This window comes from Candidatus Bathyarchaeota archaeon (genome assembly GCA_029882535.1).
Lineage (GTDB): Archaea > Thermoproteota > Bathyarchaeia > Bathyarchaeales > SOJC01 > JAOUKM01.
Genome location: JAOUKM010000060.1, coordinates 1 through 4,582 on the forward strand (window position 1 = coordinate 1; position 4,582 = coordinate 4,582).

Consider the following 4,582-nt stretch of genomic DNA (forward strand, 5'->3'; position numbering starts at 1 on the left):
AACAGCAAACATTAAGGCACAAATCGCAAGATGGAGAAAAACCGTAAACGTACGACTGCGAGGTCAACCCGTTCTTCAATGTGCTGTAGGGACGGAAGACATGAAAGACGAAGAAATCGCCGAAAACGTTATGGCTGTGGTGAGAAGAGTTGAAGGAAGACTTAAAAGAGGCCTCAAAAACATTACGACAATTTACCTGAAAACTACCATGGGTTCGCCTGTGAAAATCAAACTGTAGAAGGAAGTTGCAATGACTGACCAGCGCTTGGTACTGCAAGAAAAAGCCAAACAAATCGAAGAGATAGAAAACATCATGCAACAGTACAAAGTCATTGCATTGGCTAGCCTGCAGAAAGTGCGTGCTGCCCAGTTGCAAGAGCTTCGGAAAAAACTGCAAAACGACGCCTATGTTCGAGTTATCAAAAACACACTTATGAAACGTGCAATCACCCAAGCCAAAAACCATCCAAACCTAGATAAACTCGAAGACCACCTAACCGGTTCGACAATTTACTTGTTCACAAACCTTAATCCCTTCAAACTTGTATTGCTCTTAGAAAAGAGTAAAGTGATAACCACAGCGAAAGCTGGCGACACCGCTGCTTTTGACGTTGTCGTTCCAGCAGGAAACACTGGACAACCGCCAGGGCCTATAATTAGCCAGTTAGGCGCAGTTGGCTTGAAGACTCGTATAGAGTCGGGAAGTGTCTGGATTAACAAGGATACATTAGTGGCAAAGCAAGGCGAAACCATCTCACAACGTTTAGCCGCTGTGCTATCAAAGCTGGGCATAAAGCCGGTTGAAGCTGGACTTGTGTTAAAGACGGTTTATGACGGTGGAGCGATAATAACCGAGGAGCAGTTACATTTAGACATTGACGAATTCAGAAAGACTGTTGAAGAAGCGTATAGATATGCCTTCTATCTCTCGGTAAATAGTGTTTACATCACGCCTGAGAACATTGAGTTTCTGCTTCAGAAAGCCCATCAAGATGCTTACAGACTAAGCGTAAACGAGGACATACCTACAAAAGAGACAATGGTCGATATTTTAAGGAAAGCCTACACGCAGATGTTAAGCTTAAAAACTCAACTAGATATGGTTAAGAAAACAGCTCAGAAAAGTTGAAAAGGAAGAGTGTAGAAAAAGTAAGAGGTGAAAAGAACATGGAATACATTTATGCCGCGCTGCTCCTACACAACGCTGGAAAACCAATAAACGAAGAAAACATAACGCAACTGCTGAAGGCAGCAGGAATCAACACCGATTCAGTTAAAGTGAAAGCTCTAGTTGCTTCGTTAGAAGAAGTCGACATAGAAGAAGCTATAAAAACTGCACCAACAGTAATGGCCGCCGCACCCGCAGCTGCCGCGCCTGCCACCGCAGAGGCAAAGCCTGAAGCTAAGAAAGAAGAGAAAAGGACCGAAGAGGAAGAGAAGGAGAAAGAAGAAGCAGCGCTTGAAGGACTCGGAGCCCTATTCGGATAAACAGTTGCTTCACTCTCTGTTTTTTACTTCTGCATTATGTGACTTTAGGACATTTGATGCAGAAACCGCTCTTCACACACATAGTTTAAATGATTCCTAAAACCTTAATGTGAAAGCGTCACGAAGTTCACTTTCAGTTTGAGGGATTAAAGTTGAAGAAAAAACGCTTTCCAAAAGAAGAGTATCATGTTCCATTTTTTGACGAACAAGGCTACGTAAGGAAGCAGTGCCCCAAATGTGGCGAATACTTTTGGACACAAGTCTCAGACATGGAAACTTGTGGAGAAGCCAGCCAAGAAGGATGCGCATTATACGCTTTCATCAACAACCCACCAACCCGAAAGGCTTACAGTCTACGCGAAATGCGAGAAACCTTCTTGTCTTTTTTTGAGAAACGTGGACATAAACGGATGAAGCCTTACCCTGTCGTGGCGCGGTGGCGAGACGACCTATACCTTACAAGCGCCAGCATAGTTGACTTCCAACCATACGTAACCAACGGTATAATTCCGCCGCCAGCAAACCCTCTCGTTATTAGTCAGCCTTGCATTCGCCTAGTCGACATCGACAACACAGGTCCTACCTTCGGTCGTCATCTCACATTTTTTGAAATGGGAGGGCATCACGCTTTCAATTATCCCGATAAGGAGGTTTATTGGAAGGATGAAACCGTCAGGTATCATCACGAATTTGTCACGAAGGAGCTGGGGATACCCTCTGAGGAGGTAAATTACAAAGAAGACATGTGGAGCGGTGGTGGAAACGCGGGACCTGACTTAGAGACAATTGTGCGCGGACTCGAATTGGCAACCTTGGTGTTCATGAAGTTCAAAGTTGTCCATAACAAATTTATCAAGTTGCCTATTCGAACGGTTGACACAGGCTACGGTATCGAACGGTACACGTGGATATCGCAGGGCGCCATAAGCGGGTTTCATGCAATCCACGGAACAGTTTTAGATGCCATTTTTAAGATAGCGAACGTAGAACATATAGACTCTAAACTATTAGCTGAAGTGGCGAAGTTTTCGGGTGCTTTTAGTCATGAAAAATCTGGCCAGAGCAGGATTTCGTCGGATAGAGCAGCAGAACATGTTGGAATGACCGCCGCTGAACTAGCTGAAATCCTTCAACCTATAGAGAATGCTTTTGCAGTGACAGACCACACGAAAAGCTTAGCCTTCATGCTTGCAGAAGGAGTTGTGCCTTCAAACGTCCAAGAAGGATACCTAACTCGCTTAATGATTCGCCGCACCTACCGCCTGCTAAAAGCCTTAGGCATCGAAAACAGCCTAGACAACATAATAGACTTGCAAATCAATGAATGGTCTAAGGATTTTCCTTACCTAAAGAAGATGCGCGTCGAGATTTTAGAGATGCTCTCGGTGGAGAGACAAAAGTTTGAGCAAACATTGAAGAGGGGCAACGCCTTGGTTACGCGAATAGCGCAAGATTTGAAATCTAAAAGAAAACGGAAAATTCCCACCGAAACTTTATTGGAGCTTTACGATTCCCACGGTCTTCCACCTGAAGCAGTACGGGACAGCGCAGCCAAACAGGGAATAAAGACAAAGACGCCTGAAAACTTCTACAAAATGGTCGCTGAACGGCACCTTCAAGCGCCTCTAAAAGAAATAGTCGCTGACGAAAGACTAGGGTTGGTTGCTGACTTGCCCGAAACCCGCATGCTCTACTACGAAAACACATATCTAACCGAATTCAAATCCCAAGTTCTACGCGTTTTAGACAACAACCAAGTGGTTCTGAAACAGACGATTTTCTATCCAGAAGGCGGAGGACAACCAGCAGACAAAGGGGCTTTAGAGTTTGATGGAAAGAAAACAGAGGTTATGGATGTTCAGAAAGTTGGCAAAATCATCATCCACGTCTTGAAAGGCGCTGCGCCAAAAGAGGGTGAAACGGTTAAGGGACGTATAGATTGGGACAGGCGAAGCTATCTCATGAGGGCTCACACAGCCACCCACCTTATCATGGGAGCAGCACGAAGAGTTCTCGGTCAACACGTCTGGCAAACAGGGACTCAGAAAAACGTTGAACAAGCAAGGTTGGATATTTCCCATTATCAGCGAATGACACCAGAAGAAGTAGAAAAAATCGAAGCCCTAGCAAATCAAGCGGTAATTAACATGATTCCGGTGGAGACCCGATGGCTACCGCGAGACGAAGCAGAAGCAAAACATGGCTTTAGACTCTACCAGGGTGGTGCTGTGCCTGGAAAAGAGATTCGCGTAGTCAAAGTGGGCGATTGGGAAGTTGAAGCATGCGCAGGCACGCACGTAAAAAATACGGGCGAAATAGGGTTCATCAAGATTCTTCACACTGAACGAATCCAAGACGGTGTAGAACGCATAGTCTACAGCACCGGGCATTACGCCGTTGAAGCCAGTCAGAAGAAAGAAGAACTGCTTCGGAAGCTTTCGGAAACGTTAAATGCCCCACTAGAAAAGCTTCTGCCAACCACAAAGCGACTTCTCAAAGAATGGAAAGAAACACGTCGCGAAAAAGAACGATTAGTAAAAGAGATCGCTCTAAAAGAAAGCCTCGTTTTGTCAGCTCCTAGTGTTGAAACTACAAAAACAAAATCAATCAATGGATTACAATTCATAAAACGAGAATTTGAACCAATAGACATTGATCGCATGATCAAAACGGCAGATGCACTAATCAAAAAAAGTTCGACAACTGTTGTACTGTTTTATGGAAAGAATGGAAAAACCGCACGCTTTGTCGTGATGGCTGGAAAAACAGCAATCAAGAAAGGCGTGAATGCAAGTGAAGTTGCAAAAGAGGCAGCAAAAATCGTAGGCGGCGGAGGCAGTGGCAGAGCGGAGTTTGCTCAGGGCGGTGGAACAAAACTCACCAAAGTAGATAATGCAATTCGAAAAGCCGAAGAAGTCTTGAGACATCAATTGAAGAAAAAGGCAAAATAAATAAAAGCCGCTATCCCACTAGTGTAGTGGTGCAAGAAATGAGGGATCGATTCCTCGATAGATGCTGACAAAACCTTTAATACTACGCCGCCTAATCCAGAAACTTTCATGGAACTTCTACACCAAATCGAAGCCAAATGGCA

4 protein-coding genes are annotated in these 4,582 nt (G+C 44.6%); all 4 read left to right on the forward strand.

Annotation, left to right across the window (positions count from 1 at the left end; genetic code table 11):
* On the forward strand, positions 1–238 hold a 238-nt coding region (locus tag OEX01_09350), incomplete at its 5' end, for a 50S ribosomal protein L1 (GenBank protein MDH5449187.1).
* A 12-nt stretch (positions 239–250) separates the two neighbouring features.
* Positions 251–1,129, forward strand: a complete 879-nt coding sequence (locus tag OEX01_09355) for a 50S ribosomal protein L10 (protein ID MDH5449188.1) — start codon at positions 251–253, stop codon at positions 1,127–1,129.
* A gap of 38 nt (positions 1,130–1,167) precedes the next feature.
* Entirely contained in the window at positions 1,168–1,488 is a 321-nt protein-coding gene (rpl12p, locus tag OEX01_09360) for a 50S ribosomal protein P1 (GenBank protein ID MDH5449189.1), read from the forward strand.
* 152 nt (positions 1,489–1,640) lie between these two features.
* On the forward strand, positions 1,641–4,439 hold the full coding sequence (gene alaS / locus OEX01_09365) for an alanine--tRNA ligase (GenBank protein ID MDH5449190.1): 2,799 nt from the start codon (positions 1,641–1,643) through the stop codon (positions 4,437–4,439).
* Positions 4,440–4,582 lie beyond the last annotated feature (143 nt).